Source organism: Bacillus sp. 7_6_55CFAA_CT2 (assembly GCF_000238655.1).
GTDB classification, from domain to species: Bacteria; Bacillota; Bacilli; order Bacillales; family Bacillaceae_G; genus Bacillus_A; species Bacillus_A cereus.
Genome location: NZ_JH414708.1, coordinates 1650057 through 1671361, shown reverse-complemented (window position 1 = coordinate 1671361; position 21305 = coordinate 1650057). Strand labels below are relative to the sequence as shown.

Genomic DNA, 21305 nt, shown 5'->3' with positions numbered 1-21305 from the left:
TACATAAATGTAAATGAATATGATGAATCTCTTCGTTTGATATGTTGTCTTTTTAATCTTTGTTATATAACCGCCACAAAATACGCTCTCTTTTCAAGTTCTCTTCATTTAATAAACGTTACTCCTCTTTTAATTAGCCTTAAAATTATAAATCGGCTTAATAATATGTTTAATATCAATTGCGTCCTTTGTATTCTCAACAATCTCATCCATTGGCTTATATACCATTGGTGCTTCATCTAAAGTACTTTCTGCAACAGATGTAGTCCAAACCTCTGTCATTGTATTTTGAAAATCCTCTAAGTTAAGTACTTCTTTCGCCTTCTTACGGCTCATAATACGTCCTGCTCCATGAGGGCCAGAAAAGTTCCAATCTGGATTTCCTTTACCAAATGCAATGATAGAACCGTCTCTCATATTAATTGGAATGATTACTCGTTCATCTTTCTGAGCTGAAATAGCACCTTTTCTTAGAATCATATTGTCCATATCGATGTAGTTATGGATTGTAGTGAATTGATCTGTTACTTTCCAATCCATTTTAGTGACGATTTCATCAATCATTGCTTTACGATTTAATTCCGCATATTGTTGAGCAATTTTCATATCATTCATGTAATCTTTAAATCCTTGTCCTTCTAAATAAGCTAATTCTTTGCGAATCACCGGTTTCTTAATTTCACGTAAAGCTTCATGTATTTCTTGTTGTCTACCTTCTTTCGTTAAACGTTCAATGATTTCTTCTTTAATAGATTTAACGTTTATAAGTTGCTCGTAAGCAAAGTTTTGATAATACTCTGCTACTTGTTTCCCTAAATTACGCGAACCACTATGAATGACAATGTATACATTTCCTTTATCATCCTCATTCAGTTCGACAAAATGATTGCCCCCTCCAAGCGTACCAATACTTTTTTGAGCACGTTGCAATGTAAACGGGGCTCTTACACTATCAAAATCTATCATTTTTGAAAATCTATGTTCCTTATCCCGAATACGAAAACCACTTGGGACAAATTTACGTATCGTTTCGTCTAAGTGATCGAAGTTGATTTCCTCTTTTTTCTTATTAATCATAACAACTTCCATGCCACAACCAATATCGTACTTACCTCTCAGTTTCCTGAAAGAGTGGACTATACCTTCTCTACAGTCATCAAGATATGCAGTCTCTACTGTAGGCTCACCGTATTAATTATTCCTCTTCAACTCAAAATGGATGAGGAATAATTCTGTACCTTAGTCTGCTAACATGGTACAAGTCTCTGAACCATTCGATTATGTCACCATAACCACTGGCTGCTGATTGCCCTCGCCTTTTATCGTTAGGGTTCCCAGTCAATTGAGTGAGTAGTTTAAAGTCTGAGCCGATTAGTTAACCCCGACTAAATTAGGAACAATCTTATCTTGAATTGTCATTGTTGTCCCAATCGTACAACCTGCGCCCGCATGTGTATCTGGCATAATACGGATCTTGCTATCCTTTACGAATTGTTGGTTACAAAGATCAATAATTTGACCTGCTGCAGTTTTTTCTACATTCGTAGTAAACACTTTTGCTTCATTGTATTTCCCTTGTAATTTCAACATCTTCTATTACCCCTTTCCTTTAGTTTCTACAAAACATTAATTTATAGATATTATATATTTATAATTATATTTTCCACCACTACAGCTCATTTCCTTTTTTATAAAAAAAGACACAGAGATTCCTCCCCATGCCTACTAATTTCCTACCTTTTTACCGCATGTACATAATGTACTGTCTCAACAGCTTCTAAATAATCGTTTCGTCCTTCAAAATATAATACATCAATATCCTCTGGTGATAAATGCTCATAAATGAGTAAGCCCGCCTTCTCTAACAGTGCTTCCATTTCAGCATAGGAATAACATGATTTCATCGGTTCTCCGCCTACCGCAGCCATTTTCACCATATTTTCAACTCGATTGGACAGTCCCTTTTCCGTAAACAAATTTTCATCGGGATAATCAAAAACGATAGAACTACCTGTCGGAACCATCTCGAATAAACATTCTAATAAACTAGCAAGTTCCTCTTTCGTTAAATAGTACGTAACACCTAAAAGGCTAAAGAAAGTCTTTTTATGTTCAAATCCTTCATTGCGTAACTGTTCATAGGAAAATCCTTTCGTAAAATCCATTGAAACAAAATGAAGGTTATTTGGAACTTCAAGTTCTACTTCTTTTATTCTTTCCTTCTTAAACGCCTGCGTAGAAGGATGATCCACTTCAAATATTTCTATTTTATTTTCTAATTCTCGGTGTCTAAAACTGAATGTATCTAATCCCGCACCGAGTATAACGTATTGTTTCGCTCCTAATGTAATTTCATGTAGTAATACTCTTTCACAATATGCGGCACGTGCTAAAGGTGTTGGTGATAACTGAACTTGCGTAATCCATTTTAATATTTCTTTTGGATTATCTTGAAACTGCTGTGCAATGTCTGTATTGAAGAAATGTATTCCTTGAACCATATTCGTTTCAATATTAATTCGTTCTTTTGGCGAAATGAACTCTTTAGCTACATAATCATCAAAGATTTTCGGATTATCAAATTCACTATGATATGCCCTGCTGAAAGCTGATACTAACGATGTTACACTTGCTTCACCTTGTTTCACGCACATACACTCTCCTTCATTTTCACAACAAAAATAGGGTTCCCCTGGTCAGGAGAACCCTATTATACACCTTATTTTTATATTGGTAAATTATAGCATAAATAAGTTTTTTTGTCAAGTTTTCAGCCTACTAACGCTCCAATAATTTGTGTAATCTCTAGCAGGAAGATTTCGATCTACACCGAATATTCCAGTTCATAACAATACAAATGGAGGGCGTCATGAAAAGATTAGTCATCATTACAGTTGGAAAAACACACAGTGGAAAAACTACATTTGCAAGAGCATTAGAAAAAGAGTTACCCCACTCTTTCGTTATGGATCAAGATAATCAAGCTGAATTTATTAACACGTATTACGAAAAATTACAGCCGGCTAAAGGCCCTAATACATTTAAGCACGGTCTTTCAAAATTCATTGTTGATTATGCGAAAGAACATTCAAATTTACACCTTATCATTAGTAACTCCAATCGCATTAAAAATGGAAGGTTATATTTACTAAACGAATTATTTCCACAGAATGAATATGTACGCATACTCGTTCATTTTGACATTCCAGATGATGTACTTTAAGAAAGAGTGGCTCGAAGCACGCGAAGTACCAATATTTTTAGAGGTGGATATTCTAGTTTCAAAGAAGTATTTGATCGACAACAAACTGAATCACTTCACGATGATGTGGTAGATCCTATAGAAAATGAGGCTGATTATTTGTTTGTTATTCGCAATAATAAAGATGTAAGCTTTACTATTGAAGAAATTGTTCATCTAGCTAAAGATTTATTCCCTACCCCAAATAAGAGATTATAAAAATTACATAATCATAGATTATTATGCAAATCCTTCCTCTAAGCGCCTAACATAGTATATAATAATAAGATAATCTACTTCTATATGCTCATTTTTACACAAAACAGTTCATGCATATGAAAGAAAAGAGGTACAAAAATATGAAAACAAAACAAACAATCGCTGCGTCTACACTAGCTTTAGCAATGATTGCTGGCGCGAACCCTGCTCATGCGGAAGTAAATGATGCTACTCCTCAGCAAAGTACGGGAGATCGATTAGCTGAAATTAAGCAACATAAACAAGAGTTAGATGCAAAATTGCAGCAACACAAAGAAAACGTGGATCAAACATTAAATGAACTTAACAAGGTTAAGGAAAATGTTGATACGAAGGTGAATGAACTACATGAACGTAAACAAGTTGCTGATGAAAAAATTAACGAAGTTAAACAGCATAAACAAGAACTAGATGCAAAACTGCAGCAAGACAAACAAATCGCCGAAGATAAAATCGCTGAAATTAAAGAGCATAAAAAACAAGTAGAAGATAAAGTTGCTGAAGTAAAAGAACATAAGCAAAATATCGATAACAAAGTGGATGAGATTAAAGAACATAAACAAACTGTCGATGAAAAAGTGAATGAAATGAAGCAACATAAAGAGAACATTGATCAAAAGGTTAATGAACTTAAGGAAGTTAAAAAACAAGTAGATGAAAAATTAGCTGAGTTAAAGAAAGCGAAACAAACTGCTGAGGACAAACTCGCTGAACTAAAAGAAAACAAGCCGAATACTGGTAACACGTTAGAGGAACTTAAGAAAATTAAAGGCAATTTAGACAGTCTTTCCGCTAACTTAGAACTAGCTAAACAAGATGTAAAAAATAAACTAGCTGAATTACAAAAGGCTAGAGAAGATTTACTAAATAAAATTAACGAAATTAAACAATCGAAACAAACTGTTTCAGACGATTTAACAAAGAAAAAACAAGACTTAGATATTAAAATCAACGACTTTAAGCATACTGAGAAAAAAATTGACGACAAATTAGCTGAGTTACATACAACGAAGCAAAATGTTGATAACAAGATTAATGAAGTGTCACAGTCTAAACAAACGCAAGCAGATAATAGTACTAAAAACAATAACGCTAAAGAACTTCCTAACGCTGGTAGCGAGCAATCAAACAATATGGCTCTAGGAATGCTATCTGTATTAGGCGGGATTTTATTAATAACACGCAATAAAATTAAAACGTTATTCTCAAAATAAAGCCATTATACTTATTAAAAACAATGATACAAAGGCCAACCGCATATACGGTTGGCCTTTTTCTTTATATTAACTGTCCATCTCGAAGCGTCAATATACGATCACATACATCAAGCATTCTTTCATCATGTGTAATCATAATTGCTGCTTTTTGGCTCTCTTTCACTTCGCGTTTCATCATTTCAACAACTTCACGTGCGCGTTTTGAGTCTAAGCTTGCCGTTGGCTCATCCGCTAATATTAAATCTGGGTTGTTCATGAACGCACGAGCGATTGCTACCCTTTGTTTTTCCCCGCCAGATAGTTGATTTGGATAATGATTCTTTCTTTCTCCTAATCCAAATGCCGCTAATAAATGATCTGCACGCTTTTCGGATTCTTGTTTACTTTCTTTTTTTAGCTTTGCAATGTAAAGTAACTGTTCTTTCACATTTAAATATGGAACAAGGTTTGCAAACTGGAAAATGAAGCCGATTTTTTTCAAACGAATGTCTGTCATTTCCTTTTCTGATAACTGTGTAATATTTTGCTCACGAATGTAAATATCCCCTTTTGATGGTGATAATAATGCACCCGCGATTGATAATAACGTACTTTTCCCTGATCCAGAAGGACCGACGATTCCGATAAATTCTCCGGCTTTCACATCAAGCGATATCGGATGAAGGGCTGTTACTTCCGTATTCCCTTCTCCGTACACTTTACTTACTTTGTCTAATTTTAATAATGAAGTCATTACATCCCGCCTCCAATTGCTTCTAATGCATCAACTTTTAATACTTGGTATAACGAAATAAGTGTTCCTAAAATACTAATTACGATAAAGATTGCTGCGTATTGTGCAATCATCGGTGTTGTTAATAAGAACGGCATACCCGCTGGTAAAATTTGTTCTAACCCTTGTACAAGAACGATACTAATTACCATCGCAACGACTGATAAGAATAACGCCTGTACGACTAAGCTATTTGCTAAATACGAGTTCTTTGTACCGATTGCTTTTAATACACCTAATTGCTGTGTTTTTTGCAGTGTAATAACGTAGAAGAATACACCGATTAGTAATGCAGCGATAACAAGTAAGAACGCAATGATCATCGTTAATGTTCCTTGTTCTTCTTTAAATCCTGGAATACTTTGTAGCACTTCTTTTTTGTCAATTACGTGTGCATTTTTAATCTCTTTATCTGTGTTAAGTGCAATTGCACTATAATCTTTTTGGTTTGGTTGTGAAATAGATCCCCATACGTCTTCATTTACATAAACGACTGGTGTATGGCTAAACATTTGATCTTTCGTAAATCCAACGATTGTAAATTCTTTCTTTGAAACAGGATCGATAATTGTATCTCCAATATCAATTCCTTTTTCTGTAATTGATTCGTCAGCAACCATCTCGTTGTTTGCTGTACCTAATTTCTCACCTTTTACAATGTTCGGTTCTAAAAATGAATCTCGTTCGCTTGAGAAAATAGCGATATCAACCTTTTTCGAACTATCTTTCTTTTCATATGTTGAAACTTTCACACGAAACGGAACTGCCTCTTTGTCACCTACTTGATTTACTACGTTATCTACATCGTCTTTCTTAATTTGTGAACGAAGTAATTTATTTTCCGCATCATCTGCTAAAACGAACTTATTTGCCTCCATATTTTGAATCGATGAAGCATTATCATATGATAATCCATTTGCTAATCCTGAAATAACAAGGACTAAAAATGATAATAACACCATAATCAATCCGATTAATCCGTATCGTAATTTTGATTGTTTTAATTCACGCAGAGCTAAAAACATTTCGCTCGCTCCTTCCTCTTTCTTTCTATGCACTTATCATAAAAAAGAAATATGAACGGAATATGAACAGAAGATTACAGAGGGTAAGATTTAATTTTCAGAAAGTATTGAAAATAATTGAAATCCTTGATACAATTCAGTCAAATAATATTGACCGAGTAATTTCATTTAAGGAGTTGATCATTTTGAAGCCCGTATTAACACTAACTACTTATAGCCAACTAAAAGCATTAAGCGATCCACTACGTGCCGAAATGATGATACGTCTATGCGAACGTCCTTATACTGGACAATTACTATCTGAGAAATTCGGCATTTCAAGGGCGAAAATTCATTATCATTTAAAAGAATTAGAAAAGAATGGTCTTATAGAGATCGTTTATACAGAGGAAAAGAATGGGATTATTCAAAAGTTTTATCAATCTGTCGCGAAAGGCTTCACCCCTGCTACAGATCTATTACCTCATTTAGAGATAGTAAGCGAATCAGGTCGCCAAATCTTTTTACAAATGATAGAAAGAACGAAAAGCCAAATTCTCGCTGCACCAGAAGAAGCTTTTACATTACAAAATGCAAGTGAAGATCCAGCTAAGTGGAATTACGTTTCATCCTGCTGGGAATTTGATGCTACGCCAGAACAATTTCAAGTGTGGGTGAAAAAGTTTTATGAATTAATGGCTGAATTAAACGAAATCACAAAAGGTGCAGATAAAGATCCGAATAGCAAACCTTATTATATTTCTACTACTGCACTTCAAATCGCTGAGAGAACAATGCAGCAATTTATTAAAAAAGAAGAAAAATCGTAATACGATTTTTTTTACCGAGACGGTCAATTTTATTTTACCGAATAAAATTATTATAAAGGAGTAGATAAAGTGGACATATTAAAAAACCGGAATTTCCTCTTATTATTTTTAGGGAGAATTTTTACAAACATAGGAGATAGCTTGTATTATGTAGCAGCAATGTGGCTCGTATACAAATTAAGTGGTAATCCTTTTTATTCTGGATTGGCTGGTTTCCTTACGTTATTACCTTCTGCATTACAATTTCTTACTGGTCCATTCGTCGATAGATGGTCAATAAAAAACACCCTCGTCATCACACAAGTTTTGCAATGCATTCTTATTTTAATCATTCCAATTACACACTACTTCGACCTACTAACAGTCCACCTACTACTCATCATCATGCCCATCGTAGCTTTTATCGAACAATTCGCCTATCCCGCACAATCGAAAGCTTTACCACTTCTACTGCATAAAACACAATTATTAAAAGGAAACTCACTCTTTTCATTTGCATATCAAGGCATTGATTTAATTTGTACGACTCTTTCTGGAATATTAGTAGCACTATTTGGCGCAATTACTTTATATGTGATCGACTCCTTTACATTCGCGATTACTGCCCTTTTGTTCTTTTCATTAAAAATGCCAAAACAAACTGAAGCAGACACAACACTTTCAACAAAGCAATATTTCTCTGATTTAAAAGAAGGCTTTTCAATCGTCTTTCGTTCATTGATGGGTGTCTTCTTAATCGGTTCCGTTGTCGCTAATTTTTCAATCGGTATGACGATGGCAATACTCCCTTCTTTCGCTGATTCTTTAGGCGGTGTGAAATTATATGGTTTCTTTTTAGCCGCTATATCCGCTGGTTGTTTAATTGGAGCACTATTCAGTTCATGGGTTGGTAAATATAATGTTGGCCGTGTCTCCATTATTAGCTTTGCAACTGGCACTTTCTTTTGGTTTCTCTCTACGGTTGTACCGTTTCAATGGTTATCCATTTTTTTATTCGGCTTAGCTTGGATACCAATTGGTGCGACCAACATATTATTTGCAACTATTGGTCAAATTGTAATTCCAAACCAATATCTTGGACGCATCAATTCAGTCACACGGAGTATGGGCACAATTGCTATGCCGCTTGGCTCTTTAATTGGCGGATACACTGCGAATGTATATAGTAGCCAACTCATTTTCGCGCTTGCTAGTATTGGGATTTTATTCATTTCCCTCGTATGGCTACTTCATCCGAAATTACGGGCTTTGCCGAAAGCAGATGAAATTACAGCGGATACTTTTGAGCTTCAGTTTAAGGAAGAACGGGTGAAAGATACTGCTTTGTAACAGAAATACAGTACGTGAAATTTATATCAGCGATTTTTCAAATATATCAGCGCAAATAGAATTATATCGGCGATTTTCAAAATATATCGGCGCAACTCAAATTATATCAGCGATTTTCCGATTATATCGACTTACCGACATAAAACGACAAAAAAGAGGCCGTTCCGAAACAGCCTCTTTCTTTCCATCTATTTCGGAAGCTCCACCCGAACGGTCGTTCCTTCCCCCTTCGTACTATACACCGAAACGTTTCCATGATGCAGTTCAACAATCTTCTGCACAATCGACAACCCTAAACCGCTACCTTCTACGTTTCTCGTCCTTGCTGTATCTACTTTGTAAAAACGGTCAAAAATACGATCCATTTCTTCTTTTTCCATACCGATTCCGTTGTCTGATATAGAAATAATGACACTAGACTCTAACTCTTCGACGAAAAACTCAATCGTTCCACCATCGTTTGAAAACTTAATGCTATTCGTAAAAATGTTACTCCATACTTGATGAAGTAAGTTTTCATCACCTTTTATAGTGATATCTGGCACATCAAATTCAACGGCGATATCTTTTTCCCGCCATTTCCACTCAAGCATAAAAATGACGTCTTTAATTTGCTTCTGCAGATTGAATTCTCTTATTTGTAGAACCTTCTCTTCTTTATCTAATGACGCAAGGGTAAGTAACTGTTTACATAAACTAGACATTCGCTTACTTTCGCCCTCAATAATTTGTAAATAATGATTTCTTTCTTCCTCACTCATCTTTTCTGTTTGCAACGTTTTTGAAAAACCTTGTATGGAAGAAAGTGGCGACTGAAATTCATGTGAAACGTTCGAAACGAATTCTTGTCTCATTTCATCTAGTTCTTTAATACTCTTCGTCATCTTTTGGAAGCTTGTAGATAACGTTCCTATTTCATCTTTTCGTTTTACATCTAATTCAATTTCATATTCCCCACTCGCAATTTTTTGCGTAGCCTTCGTAAATTTACGGATTGGGCGAACGATGTAACCTGCTGCAATCGCTATAAAAATAATACTTAATAGTACGATAAACCCTAGTAATACCGCTAGAAAAATTCTCATCTCGCCGAATTGTTGTTGAACGTCAGGGCGAATGAATAAAGCGTACTGTTTATCACCGTGTTGTACTGGGACACCGACGCTATTAATTAATTCATTATCGAAAAACCCTGTAATAAAGAGACGCGTTGGATATGTAGAAACACCATTAAACGTTTCTCCTTGCAATACTTTATGAACAGTAGCATCGCTAATAGACGTCTTACGAAACGCATTACCGATACGCTTTCCATTCTTTTGATCATCGACAATATAAATTTCATACCCTAACTTTGCAATAGAATGTAAGTACGCCTCTTGATTTTCTTCACTTTGCTTTTCATATAACGATTTAACTTCTTCCGCATACTTTAAAATCTTTTCACTGTTATATGGTTTTAACTTCACTTGATAATATACGTTCGTTAATAAAAAGCCGATAATACTACTAAGTAGCATAATGCCGACTGTCATAAATACAAATCTAGAATATAGTGATTTCATCTTATTTCAACTCCAACTTATACCCGAGGCCGCGCACTGTCGTAATTTGAAAATCCTCCGTTCGTTTTGAGAAACGATCTCGCAGCCTTTTCACATGAACATCAACTGTTCGTTCATCTCCTTCAAAATCCATTCCCCATACTAATTCAATTAGCTCTTCTCTTGAAAATGTTCTTCCAGGATAACTAGCAAGTTGTGATAATAACTCAAATTCCTTTAAAGGAAGCAAAATTGTTTGACCGTTACACTTTACTTCTACACCTTTTCGATCAATTGTCGTTCCGTGCAACGTAATAATATCTGCACTTAGCATTTGATAACGTCGTAATAAAGCTTTCATACGGAAAATCACTTCAGCTGGTTCAAATGGTTTTACGATATAATCGTCCGTACCAGAAATGAATCCTTTTTCTTTATCAACTAACTGATCTTTCGCCGTTAATAAAATAACTGGTATATCATGATACTTCCGGATTTCTTCACATAACGTATAGCCATCAACGAACGGCATCATAATGTCTACGATCGCAAGATGAATATTTTCCTTCTCTAAAACGTCTTGCGCTACCTTTCCATCTTCTGCTTCAAAAACTTTAAACCCCTCTTTTTGTAAATGGTAATGCAACAACTCTCTAATATGCTTATCATCATCAGCTAATAAAATATGTATCATCTTCATTAAACCCTCTCTCGTTCATCCTTCTACATCACTACATTAAGAAACAATTGGATTTTTTGCAAGAAAAAGAAAAAGAATCTATTTTGAAAAAAGATTATTCAAAATAGATTCTTACGTTTTAGTATTAAGATTATTTTAATCAAAAACAATTTCTAAGCCTTCGAAATATCAACAAATCCTTCTCCGAACACATCACGAACATCGTGTATAGCGATGAACGCCGCCGGATCCGTAGTTTGAACAATCCGCTTTAGCTTCACTACTTCTTGCTTATTAATAACAACATAAAGAATTTCCTTCGGCGTTTTCGTGTAATAGCCATGCCCTGAATATACAGTAACCCCTCTCCCCATTAAGGTTGTCACCTTTCCGGCAATTTCATCTGGATTATCAGAAATAATCGTAATAGCCTTCTTCGGATTTAACCCTTCAATTACAAATTCCATCACTTTCGTTGCTACATATAGCATAATAATTGTTATCATCAGTTTTTCTGCACCAATGATGAAATAAGATGAAAATGCAACGATTAAATCGAAGAACAGTAGACCGTAGCTAATGCTCCAGCCTAAATATTTATGTGTCATCCTTGCTAAGATCGTAGTACCTGCAGTTGTTCCGCCAACGCGAATGATAAGACCAATACCACACCCGATAAATATTCCTCCGAAAATGGCATTTACAAGCATTTCATCCGAAGCAATCGTCCAGCCTTCTGTTAAATGAAGAAATAGCGAGTTAGTCACTACAGCGATAATCGTATAAATTGTTGTGATTTTATTTAAAAATTTATAACCGACTATTAACAAAATCGCATTTAAAATTAAGTTAACTAAACCTGGTGACCATTCAAATAAATAGTACGTAATAATCGTGATACCTGTTACCCCACCCTCACCAAACTCGTTCGGGATAACAAATAAATTGACACCTAAAGCAAAAAGAAATGCACCAATAATAATAAAAATAATGTCTGTCGTTCTTTTTTTCATACAGTACCTCACTTCTTATGTAAATATTTATTCTGTCATAAACTCTCACCATTATATCGTGGAATATTCAAATCGAACAGTGGTTTGTTTTTTATTTTAATATAGGATGATAAATCAACTTTATCCTATATCCACTTGTAATTAAGAAAGTAAAATAACTGTATTTATTATGTACTACAACTAAAGTTTTGATTTCACATGCAATTCATGCTAAAAATGAATAGGAACACGTACTCGCATTAACTTCGAGTACAAAACAAATAGGCGAAGCTATAGAATAGGCTTCGCATCAAACGTGTGCTCACAGAGATTTATATTCATAAATCTCTGATTTTTTCACTTATCTTTCTCCATATACTCTTTAATTTTTCGTTCTTCCCATTCTTTTCCGAATATCCCAAATGGAAAAGTTGTTAAACCGTGTATAACGATACCAATCCCCCAACCTCCAAGTGGATATAAAAACCATAATTTACTTGAATCAGAGCTTATATTTATGAAAAAAAGCATTAAGTTAACTAATATATAGACCGTTAAATGAATGTAAAACGCTTTTAAATTCTCCACTCTTTTTTTAGCTCGTAAATAATTCTCATCTCGCTCCATATATAAACACCTCTTTCATTATTGTATTTTTTAACTCGCTCCGATTTAAACATCATATTCTAGTCGGATATCCCTTATTCTCAAAAAATACAAAGCAAAAAAGTATCCAGCAAATGGTCATACACATCACCATTTGCTGGATACTACATGATACATTTGTTATTTACAGGATTTTAATTAAGACCAAATCCATACACCATCATTATTTTCAGCGTTCGTCTTTGCTTCATGAACTTTTTCAATATGGTCAACTGTGTTCCAGTTAATAGAAATACCCCCCCAGCCTACATACTTCATATCAATTTTCACTTTCTCACCCACATTAAATACTTGTCCCTTTGTTAAGAAAACATCAATAATAGCTTTCTTCCCATTTAGCGATGGATACTCAACTACAACATATTTAGTAGCACCGTCTCCCTCATCTTCCATCGTTCTTGCTTTTGATACTTCTCCAATTACATAATTAGGTGAGCCATCTTCTTTCATGTGCATACCTAACTTGTTTGTTGTATTTTCAACTGCAGTTGCAACCATATATTCTGTAAAATTACGCATCATAGATCCAGTAGCTTTTACTTCATCTCCTACTTTCACATTTGAAAGTGAATCAATATACACACTAACCGGTTCCTCATATTGCTTAGATTTTACAACAATTACACCGTTATCTACTTCTACTACTCGTCCTTCTAACGTCGAGAAATTCGATTCAATAGAAGCTGCACTCGCTTTTGTTACTTCTAGTCCTGGTAAATTTGTTCCTGATAATGCTGCGATCCCTAAAGCACCTGCTAAAATTAATTTTTTCATACCCATTATGAAACATCTCCATTCACGATGATTTTATTTTTTTGATTGGTATCGACCAACCTGTAATCATTATAGTTACAGGTAGTAAAAATAACAACCGTTTTCCTCATGCAATGTTGCATACTTTGATTTTCAAATATAAATCGGTTATTCCTATATTCAACACTAAGACTGAATTCTTGAATCCCAGCAGGTAAACGGATTGATGATGAAGAAACTAATGTCATACATCATGTTTTTCAATGATACAGTTTGTATAATCGTAGTCCATTACATTATGTAGGAGCGGAGTTAACAAGTTAAAAAAACCAAAGAGATTACAGCCAGGAGATACCGTGGCGACAGTAAGTCCTTCGTGGGGAGGAGCAGATAACGATATGACAGGACTCAAATAAATAAAAAACACTCCTATAAGATATGACTGTGAATTGGTACTTTTCAAATGATATGAAGATTACTTATCTAATGATAAAGGGGGATTTACGTGTATGGAAGTAACATTTACAGTAAGTAAATGGGATGAAAAACTAATTGATGATACTAGAAAAGATTTCCCTATTAATATTGCCCATGTTGAATATGATATTGATGGAGAATTAAAAGGAAAAGCTTTTGTTGAATACTTATTATATTATCTAGACTCAAATATAAATGATGGTCACTTGGCTACGGCTAAAATTTCTGGATTTTTACACTTTGAAGGAATTTATAAGGGGCAACAAGGGACATTCACAGCTATAGAGCAAGGAATATTTGATAAAGGAAATTTAGATTCCCCAGGAACAATTATTAAAGCTACCGGTAACTTAGAAAATCTGAGAGGGTCCTATAATTATCAGTTTACAGGTCAAACTAGTAAACTAATTTTAGAATTTGAACGTTAGCAAAATACCTTATAATTTAGTGGAAAGGACATTTCTTGTAATACTAGGAATGTCCTTTTTGTTGACGAGCTTATTCAACTATTTTCTAATAGTTAAGAAAAGAACAGAATATACGTTATGGGGGAATTAAAACGCTAAGCCTGAGAGGCATGGAGAACCCACTTATTCATTACTTCTCCTATTAAAGAATAATCCCCGAAAAACTTCCCTTCATAACTTCTTTTCCAACTTGATTCACACATGTAAACATCGCAATTATCTTTGTACGTTTTTTTCATCAGGTTCTAATTGTTCAATTGTTACGTCACAACGAATCGTTACTATTAATTGGTGACTTTCGATCAAATGAAAATCGCCTCTTATAGAGAGCAGTTTTACTTATATTTATTCTTATGCAAATTCTGAAGCATATTCTTCGTATGTCTTTAATGTATTAAGCAATCGAGCTGATTCAATCATGATTTCGTTCGAAGAATCAGTTACACAAATGACAATAAATCGATTATCATCTCTGTCTCCAAACAATCCTTCTGATTCAAGTTCCATTAACACATTTAACGTTTCTTTCAACAGTGTATTTACTCGTATATTAAAGTCATCTTCGACAATATTATGATATTTCTTAATAATTTTTGTCACTTCATCAAACATTCCAAAATCGTCCCATTCGCTCCACTCAACAGCTCCGTATCTATAATAATTGTATAAAGGGTCCGATTTATTAACTTTGATTAGTCTTTCTTCATTAGCCACTGGTCCAATGCTATTGACACAATCGTCTGTTAATATGGAGTACCCATATATTGTGTCAACACCGCACCTAGTTAAAAGTTCGTTATAATGACAACGAATTGCATTTTTCAATTCAACATAAAAACTTTTTTGAAGATGCATTTTCATCGTATTTCCTCCATTTTTTTGTAGCGACCTGCTGTTACATATTTCAATCTTAACATGAAAATCAACATGGAACGTTAACTGAGCCAAAATAAGAAAAACCGAAACTCAAATCATTTCGGTTTTTCAAAACTATAGAAGTCAATATTTACTTTAAAGAATGAACAAACAACCCACTACGCAGTTTCGGTTCAAACCACGTTGATTTCGGCGGCATGACTTCTCCGGCATCTGCGATTGCTAATAAATCTTCCATAGATGTCGGATATAATGCGAATGCTGCTTTGTATTCGCCGCTGTTCACAAGGCGTTCTAGTTCTTCTAATCCGCGGATTCCTCCGACAAAATCGATACGTGAATCAGAACGCGGATCATGTATTTCAAGTACTTGGCTTAATAAATGATCTTGCAGGATAGATACATCTAAACCTCTAACAAGATCATTCGCATCAAATGTTTCTTCTTTCACAGTAAGCTTATACCACTTCTCATTTACATACATACCAAATGTTTTTGGCTCATTTGGTTTATACGGAGAAACAGGTGCTCCTTCTACATAAAAGTACTGCGTAATTTGATTTAAAAACTGTTCCTCTGATAAGCCATTTAAATCTTTCACAACTCGGTTATAGTCCCAAATAGATAACTCATCATGAGGGAATAAAACAGATAGGAAGAAATTAAACTCTTCTTCTCCTGTGTAATTTGGATATTGTTCTCTTCGCATAAGTCCTACTTTTGCAGCTGATGCAGAACGGTGATGCCCATCTGCAATATAAAAATTAGGAATATCTTCAAATGCGTTTACTAAAGTCGTAATTACATCTTCATCTGCAATCTTCCACGCAACATGCTTAACACCGTCTTCTGCTGTAAATGTATAAATTGGCGCATGCTCTTCTTTCCAGCTTCTAATTAAATGCTTTACTTCATCTTTTGTACGGTACGTTAAAAAGATCGGACCTGTATTTGCGTCACACACATCTACGTGGCGAATACGATCTAACTCTTTTTCATGACGTGTTCTTTCATGTTTTTTAATTGTATCATCTTCATACTCATCAATAGATGTACAAACGACAAGGCCTGACTGCGTTCTTCCTTGCATCGTCAGTTCATAAATATATAGCGCTGGCTCTTCATCTTGTATGAACACTTCTTCTCGTATAAATTGCTTTAAATTGTCGCCCGCTTTTTCATACACGCGATCATCATACGGTGACAGTTCAGGGTCTAAATCAATTTCTGCTTTATCAACATGCAAGAAAGAATATGGATTCCCTTTTACAACTTCCCTTGCCTCTTCACTATTTAATACGTCATACGGTAAAGCTGCAACTTGTGCTGCTTTTTCCTCTACTGGACGAATGGCCCGAAACGGTCGGATTTTTGCCACATTCCTCTCTCCTTTACACAATCATTCGAACGGCTACAACACCTGTAATTTTGCTTATATTTTCCACAATATTCTCTTTTATTATATCATCAATTCCGTTATCGATATCAATCATTGTGTATGCCCAAGAATGTTTACTACGATTAATCATATCGGCAATATTAATATGATGTTCCGCTAAGCATCCTGTAATTTGCCCTACCATATTCGGGACGTTTTGATGCATAATTGTAATTCGTTTCTTTCCGATATACGGCAATTCTACGTTTGGATAGTTTACTGAATTACGAATATTTCCTGTCTCTAAATATTCACGTAATTGACGCGCCGCCATTACTGCACAATTTTCTTCCGATTCAGACGTTGATGCGCCAAGGTGAGGCGTCGCTGTTACATTTTTCATCTTTATTACATTTTCATTCGGGAAATCCGTTACGTAATGTGTAATAATATCTTCTTCTAATGCTGTTTGAAGAACCTTTTCATCTACAAGTTCTCCTCTAGAGAAATTAAATAAGCGCATCCCTCTTTTCATCTTCTCTACAGCGTGTTCCCCAATAATCCCCTTCGTTTGATTCGTAAGAGGAATATGCAGTGTAATATAATCACACGTTGCAAAAATTTCATCAAGGCTAAATGCTCTTTGCACATGTGTAGAAAGACGCCAAGCTGTTTCAACTGAAATATAAGGATCATATCCGATAACATCCATCCCTAACGCTAACGCATCGTTCGCAACTAAAGCACCGATTGCGCCAAGTCCGATAACACCTAGACGTTTCCCTGCAATTTCTGATCCAACGAATTGTTTTTTTCCTGATTCAACAAGCTGTGGTACTTCTTCACCCTCTAAGTTTTTCGTCCAACTTACACCATTAATAATGTTACGTGAAGACATAATAAGACTGGCAATAATGAGTTCCTTTACAGCGTTTGCATTTGCCCCCGGCGTGTTAAATACTACAATTCCTTTTTCTGTACATCGCTCGACAGGAATATTATTTACACCAGCGCCAGCTCTTGCAATCGCCTTTAAGTCTTTTGAAAACTCTTCTTGATGTAAAGAGTAGCTACGAAGCAAAATTCCATCTGGATGATTAATTCTATCTCCTACTTCATAACGTTCTTCAGTAAAAACTTGCAAGCCTTTTTCTGCAATTTGATTTAACGTTTGAACACGAAACATATCCCCATCTCCCTATCTATTCTCAAGCTCAAATTCCTTCATATAATCTACTAATCGTTTTACGCCGTGTGCTGGCATCGCATTGTAAATACTGGCACGCATACCGCCAACTGAGCGATGTCCTTTTAACGTAACAAGGCCGCGTTCCTTCGCTTTTTGTAAAAACTCATTGTTAAGTTCTTCTGACGGTGTTGTAAATGGAATGTTCATAAGTGATCGATGCGCAGGATCAACTGGTGAAGTAAACAATTTAGATTCATCTAAAAAATGATAAATAAGTGAAGATTTCATTCTATTTTGTTCTTCAATCGCAGATACTCCGCCTTGCTCTTTCAACCACTCTAGTACAAGTTTTGTTACGTAAATACTAAAGGATGGCGGTGTATTATATAAGGAGTTATTTTTACTGTAAGTTTCATAATTTAACATTGTCGGACAAGAGCGATCTGCTCCCCCAATTAAATCTCTTTTTATAATAGCAATCGTTAAGCCCGCTGGTCCTAAATTTTTTTGTGCTCCCGCGTATATAAGACCAAACTTCGAAACATCATATTGTTCTGACAAAATATTTGAAGACATATCCGCAACGAGCGGCACTCTTTCTATATGTGGAATATCCACATATTTTGTCCCCTCAATTGTATTATTCGTTGTAATATGTACATAATCTAGTTTTTCATCGCTTAGTAAACCGTCCAGTTTAGGAATCGTAGTAAACTTCTCTTGCTCGGAAGAAGCAATCACTTGTACTTCCCCAACTTTTTCGGCTTCTTGCAGTGCCTTTTTAGACCATGAGCCAGTTAGTACGTATCCAGCTTTTTTATACGTATTCATTAAGTTCAGTGGTATCATAGAAAATTGTAATGACGCACCGCCTTGTAAAAATAAAACATCATACTCATCAGGGATGCTCATTAATTCACGAAGTAAGTTACTCGCTTCCTCTATAATACTTTGAAAATAAGAAGATCGATGACTCATTTCCATAATAGACATGCCTGTCCCGTTATAATTTACAAGCTCCTTTTGCACTTTCTCTAAAACTGGCAAAGGGAGTATTGATGGTCCTGCTGAAAAATTATAGACTCTCTCCATTACCCTCATAACCTCCCTATTTCTCATTTTTATTAATTTTTAAACTTTCTGAATTATAACCCAAAATATAATACGTGGTCAATTTGTTTTCTATTATTACGGCGCAAGACGCAATGGAATCGCTTGCATGTGCAAACTATTTTTATAAACATACAAAAAAGTGTTAAGTACATAATCGTACTTAACACTCTAGTAATAAAGTATAATTGCTAATTATCCGTGAAGAACCGATCAAAAATTTGATAAATAGCAGAAAGACCAATGAGCCAATAAATAGTGTCCACAAGCGCCGGCATAGAACCAAACCATTTCTCAACTACATTGTAATCTAACGCTACAAACAACCAATTCAAACCGCCGAGAATCACCAAAATTACTGTAAGGTAAGACAAAAATTTCATTATGATTGCCCCCTAGGTGATAAGATGGTGAAAGGCCTTTCACTAGAAATATATGTAGTAAACTTCAAAACTTACCTATTTTGTAAAAATTATTTTCGGTACCAGCCGTTAATAACTGCCTCCGCTTCTTTACTATGTATTTGATACGGATGTGTACTATCATTAGAGCCAATAAACCAAATTGAAAAACCTTTAAAATATGGTTTCGGTTCTAATACATCGCGGTAAGCACGCCATCCATTTAATTGTACATCTTTCGAAAACACATTAGAAACATCTGGATTCCACGGATTTTGCAGTCCAAGTTCACGCGCTGGAACGTTAAATCCACCAAAATAAACGGGCTTTCCTGTTGCATTATGTAATTGTTCCAATTGCTGAACAACATTTTGTCCACGGTTATATACTGTCGTCGCAAATAAACTTTGCTTCACTTCTTCATATGACGGATTTCTTTTTCCAGAAACTTCAAACCAACTATCGATACTAACAATATCTACCTTCTTTAAATACGGACGGTTTATTTTCTCTATAAACTTCGCTTCATAAGAAGGATCCCAGCTTGCTGTTAACCACCAGTTCATTTGATACAAAACATTTCCTTTATACTGATTACGAACAAAATCAATTGTATCGCTCCAGTATCCTTCTGCATACTCCATATTCACGAAATTAGAAGCAATCTTTAGTCCATACACATTGTATTTACTTGTAATGGAGTTAAAAATATCTTGCAGAATAACCGTCTTCCAATTCCAGAAGAAATCATTAATGTTACTTGGGTTCCATTCTGTCTCTCCAACATTCCCCTGCTGAATATATGGGAACGGTTCCACTATAACTTGAATATTACGCTTTAATAATTCTTGAATTAAAATAATAGCTTGTTGCTTTTGCGCTTGATTAATTACCATGTTAGTAGAAGTCACATTTGGGATATCTACTTGAATCGGTACATTTACTGTATTTAAATTTAAGCGCTCCACATCCGCTAATACTTTCGCTACATTTCCAACTTCCCATACTGTTACGTTTCCTGATTTGATTTTTCCAGATTGAACAGTATTTACATCTGCCTGTACATTTCCTTGAAAACAAAAAGAAAACAACATAATAAACACTCCTAAAAAACTTATTAAACTCTTATTTTTCTTCACAACTTTCCCCCTATAATTTTTGGCTTTCTTGATTATTTTATACAACGTTTCACATTTATTCCAGAAAAAAAATGAAGTGCCGTTCAACTATATTCATATAAATCTTCTAAAAATAGTAGGAAAAATAAAAAAGGAGCAGATTTCCGCTCCTTTTTATCCTTTTACGATTGAAATTATTGAATCCCTTCTGGTAACTTAATTGAATCAAACTTTTCATATGAGTCAATCTTTATACTCACAACTGCATCCAATTTTTCCTTATCTGTACTAGCTTTTTTATCTGAGTTACTTTCACTCACTTTTATAGTTGTTCGCATCTCTTCAAATTTATAATCTTTTGTTATTATATATTCAATGTTAAACGCATCCATATTAAATCCTTCCGTTAATTTTTTCATATCTCCATTAATTTTTTGTAACGTATCTACCGCTTCTTTTCCCTTTAATTCAAGTGTAAGTTTATATGTGTCTCCATCTTTCTTTGCTTTCATTTTCTTAGCCAAAGCTTCCGGTAAGTCTAACTCATTAAGTAAATTTTTACTGACCATTACATCATTTACATTAAATTGATCATTAGGTATCGTAACTAACTCTCCTGTATCAGGGTTTTTCACTTGAGCAGCGACCTTTCCATCTACTTCATACGTTACAATATCTGTACCACTTATTTTCATTTCAGCTCTAGAATTCTTCAGTTTCGGCTCCATTTGTATTTTCATTTTAATTTCTTCTGATTGGCCGCTCCCCTTCATTGACATAAGAGATGTCAATGTAAGATATTCCTCTTGTTTTAATCCGTCAGCTGCTTTTTTAAAAATATCTTTCGCTACTAACTCTTTTTCTTTTTTTACAGATACTGTTTTAGGTCCACTTGTTTTTTCACTGCTACAACCAGTTGTTAAACCTACTATTAGCGCCAAACTAGATATTACAACCATTTTCTTCATACTGATTCTCCCCATTTCCCACTTAAAAATATTTTC

General features: G+C 34.8%; 20 protein-coding genes and 2 pseudogenes. 5 read left to right on the top strand and 17 right to left on the bottom strand.

The window, feature by feature from the left end; all coding sequences use genetic code 11:
* Positions 1-129 precede the first annotated feature (129 nt).
* The 3 genes and pseudogenes from HMPREF1014_RS08610 to HMPREF1014_RS08600 form a co-directional block, all read right to left on the bottom strand.
* Positions 130-1089: an RtcB family protein gene (locus HMPREF1014_RS08610; RefSeq protein ID WP_000454388.1), complete on the bottom strand. Its 960-nt coding sequence runs from the start codon at positions 1087-1089 to the stop codon at positions 130-132.
* A gap of 285 nt (positions 1090-1374) precedes the next feature.
* A pseudogene (locus HMPREF1014_RS08605) lies at positions 1375-1590 on the bottom strand (RtcB family protein); the annotation flags it as partial.
* A 143-nt stretch (positions 1591-1733) separates the two neighbouring features.
* Positions 1734-2654: a class I SAM-dependent methyltransferase gene (locus HMPREF1014_RS08600; RefSeq protein ID WP_009326702.1), complete on the bottom strand. Its 921-nt coding sequence runs from the start codon at positions 2652-2654 to the stop codon at positions 1734-1736.
* Positions 2655-2869: 215 nt separating this feature from the next.
* On the opposite strand from HMPREF1014_RS08600, the pseudogene HMPREF1014_RS08595 reads away from it, so the two are divergent.
* A pseudogene (locus HMPREF1014_RS08595) lies at positions 2870-3460 on the top strand (AAA family ATPase).
* A gap of 140 nt (positions 3461-3600) precedes the next feature.
* Positions 3601-4713 carry an LPXTG cell wall anchor domain-containing protein gene (locus tag HMPREF1014_RS08590; RefSeq protein WP_000851002.1) on the top strand — a complete coding sequence of 371 codons (1113 nt, stop codon included), beginning with the start codon at positions 3601-3603 and terminating at the stop codon, positions 4711-4713.
* 64 nt (positions 4714-4777) lie between these two features.
* Here the strand turns inward: HMPREF1014_RS08590 and HMPREF1014_RS08585 are convergent, their stop codons facing one another.
* A complete protein-coding gene (locus HMPREF1014_RS08585; RefSeq protein WP_000202597.1) occupies positions 4778-5449 on the bottom strand; it encodes an ABC transporter ATP-binding protein in 672 nt (223 codons plus the stop codon).
* Entirely contained in the window at positions 5449-6513 is a 1065-nt protein-coding gene (locus tag HMPREF1014_RS08580) for an ABC transporter permease (protein WP_000477745.1), read from the bottom strand. The genes HMPREF1014_RS08585 and HMPREF1014_RS08580 overlap by 1 nt, the downstream gene beginning before the upstream one ends.
* A gap of 185 nt (positions 6514-6698) precedes the next feature.
* Between HMPREF1014_RS08580 and HMPREF1014_RS08575 the strand changes: the two genes are divergently transcribed.
* Positions 6699-7322, top strand: coding sequence for an ArsR/SmtB family transcription factor (locus tag HMPREF1014_RS08575; RefSeq protein ID WP_000805789.1), 624 nt, complete (start codon positions 6699-6701; stop codon positions 7320-7322).
* A 69-nt stretch (positions 7323-7391) separates the two neighbouring features.
* Entirely contained in the window at positions 7392-8651 is a 1260-nt protein-coding gene (locus HMPREF1014_RS08570) for an MFS transporter (protein WP_000353362.1), read from the top strand.
* Positions 8652-8839: 188 nt separating this feature from the next.
* Here the strand turns inward: HMPREF1014_RS08570 and HMPREF1014_RS08565 are convergent, their stop codons facing one another.
* The 5 genes from HMPREF1014_RS08565 to HMPREF1014_RS08545 form a co-directional block, all read right to left on the bottom strand.
* Complete coding sequence (locus tag HMPREF1014_RS08565; protein WP_000839491.1) at positions 8840-10216, bottom strand: sensor histidine kinase; 1377 nt, start codon at positions 10214-10216, stop codon at positions 8840-8842.
* A gap of 1 nt (position 10217) precedes the next feature.
* A complete protein-coding gene (locus HMPREF1014_RS08560; RefSeq protein ID WP_009326701.1) occupies positions 10218-10895 on the bottom strand; it encodes a response regulator transcription factor in 678 nt (225 codons plus the stop codon).
* Positions 10896-11047: 152 nt separating this feature from the next.
* A complete protein-coding gene (locus tag HMPREF1014_RS08555) occupies positions 11048-11887 on the bottom strand; it encodes a YitT family protein (protein WP_000747492.1) in 840 nt (279 codons plus the stop codon).
* 336 nt (positions 11888-12223) lie between these two features.
* A complete protein-coding gene (locus tag HMPREF1014_RS08550; RefSeq protein WP_000438994.1) occupies positions 12224-12493 on the bottom strand; it encodes a 2TM domain-containing protein in 270 nt (89 codons plus the stop codon).
* Positions 12494-12670: 177 nt separating this feature from the next.
* Positions 12671-13312 carry a F0F1 ATP synthase subunit alpha gene (locus HMPREF1014_RS08545; RefSeq protein WP_000525523.1) on the bottom strand — a complete coding sequence of 214 codons (642 nt, stop codon included), beginning with the start codon at positions 13310-13312 and terminating at the stop codon, positions 12671-12673.
* A 482-nt stretch (positions 13313-13794) separates the two neighbouring features.
* On the opposite strand from HMPREF1014_RS08545, the gene HMPREF1014_RS08540 reads away from it, so the two are divergent.
* Positions 13795-14190 (top strand): DUF3224 domain-containing protein, encoded by a 396-nt coding sequence (locus HMPREF1014_RS08540; protein WP_000454080.1) that lies wholly within the window; start codon positions 13795-13797, stop codon positions 14188-14190.
* Between the two features lie 390 nt (positions 14191-14580).
* Here HMPREF1014_RS08540 and HMPREF1014_RS08535 read toward each other — a convergent pair whose 3' ends face one another.
* The 7 genes from HMPREF1014_RS08535 to HMPREF1014_RS08505 form a co-directional block, all read right to left on the bottom strand.
* Positions 14581-15090: a DUF4303 domain-containing protein gene (locus HMPREF1014_RS08535; RefSeq protein ID WP_000781770.1), complete on the bottom strand. Its 510-nt coding sequence runs from the start codon at positions 15088-15090 to the stop codon at positions 14581-14583.
* Positions 15091-15235: 145 nt separating this feature from the next.
* A complete protein-coding gene (locus HMPREF1014_RS08530) occupies positions 15236-16483 on the bottom strand; it encodes a DUF1015 domain-containing protein (RefSeq protein ID WP_001063068.1) in 1248 nt (415 codons plus the stop codon).
* 13 nt (positions 16484-16496) lie between these two features.
* The gene (locus HMPREF1014_RS08525; protein WP_000490230.1) at positions 16497-17669 is read right to left on the bottom strand and encodes a 3-phosphoglycerate dehydrogenase family protein; all 1173 of its coding nucleotides are present in this window, start codon (positions 17667-17669) and stop codon (positions 16497-16499) included.
* 12 nt (positions 17670-17681) lie between these two features.
* Positions 17682-18764 (bottom strand): 3-phosphoserine/phosphohydroxythreonine transaminase, encoded by a 1083-nt coding sequence (gene serC, locus HMPREF1014_RS08520; protein ID WP_000442936.1) that lies wholly within the window; start codon positions 18762-18764, stop codon positions 17682-17684.
* A 209-nt stretch (positions 18765-18973) separates the two neighbouring features.
* Positions 18974-19165 (bottom strand): DUF378 domain-containing protein, encoded by a 192-nt coding sequence (locus HMPREF1014_RS08515; protein ID WP_000670803.1) that lies wholly within the window; start codon positions 19163-19165, stop codon positions 18974-18976.
* Positions 19166-19254: 89 nt separating this feature from the next.
* Positions 19255-20322: a glycoside hydrolase family 113 gene (locus HMPREF1014_RS08510; RefSeq protein WP_000739764.1), complete on the bottom strand. Its 1068-nt coding sequence runs from the start codon at positions 20320-20322 to the stop codon at positions 19255-19257.
* Between the two features lie 173 nt (positions 20323-20495).
* A complete protein-coding gene (locus HMPREF1014_RS08505; RefSeq protein WP_000738991.1) occupies positions 20496-21269 on the bottom strand; it encodes a DUF6612 family protein in 774 nt (257 codons plus the stop codon).
* Between the last annotated feature and the right edge of the window lie 36 nt (positions 21270-21305).